A 545-nucleotide genomic window follows, 5' to 3' on the forward strand; every position below is an offset into this window, starting at 1 on the left:
TCAGCCAGTCTACTTGTTCTGGTGTGAGAGCTTTGACATCCTTTTCTGTACTTGGCCAAGTCAACTTACCGTTCTCAAAGCGTTTATATAGTAGCCAAAATCCTTGACCATCCCAGTAAAGGGCTTTAAAGCGGTCTTTACGTCCACCACAAAAGAGAAAAACTTGACCGGAGAAAGGATCCAATTCAAAGTGGGTTTTAATGAGATAAGCCAGTGAATCAATGCCTTGTCTCATATCCGTTTTCCCACATACGAGATAGACCTGCCCTAGGCTAGATAGATGAATTGTCATAGAGCAACACCTTATCCAAAAAGCTGTTCTATCATTTCGAGATTGAGAGATTGAAAAAAACTTACTTCAAGCTTGCCAATACGAATTTTAAGCAGAATATCATTTCTCTTTTTAGAATCAAAACGACGAGATTGTGGAATCTCTACAGGAACAATAGGTTGTGGCATTTAAATATCCTCCAATAGTTTTACTTTACTAATAGTATACAGGAGGAGCTCCATGAATGATAGATACCTTGTTATGACGCGCTTAC

The 545-nt window shown here is 38.9% G+C and carries 1 protein-coding gene and 1 pseudogene; both read right to left on the bottom strand.

The annotated features are described in order from the left end of the window. Positions 1-292: IS66 family insertion sequence element accessory protein TnpB (gene tnpB / locus HT709_RS11435; RefSeq protein WP_172925790.1), on the bottom strand; the 292-nt coding region annotated here is incomplete at its 3' end. After that, positions 273-459: pseudogene (locus HT709_RS11440) on the bottom strand (hypothetical protein). The gene tnpB and the pseudogene HT709_RS11440, both read right to left, overlap by 20 nt. Positions 460-545 lie beyond the last annotated feature (86 nt).

This window comes from Streptococcus sp. 1343, assembly GCF_013277355.1.
GTDB lineage: Bacteria > Bacillota > Bacilli > Lactobacillales > Streptococcaceae > Streptococcus > Streptococcus pseudopneumoniae.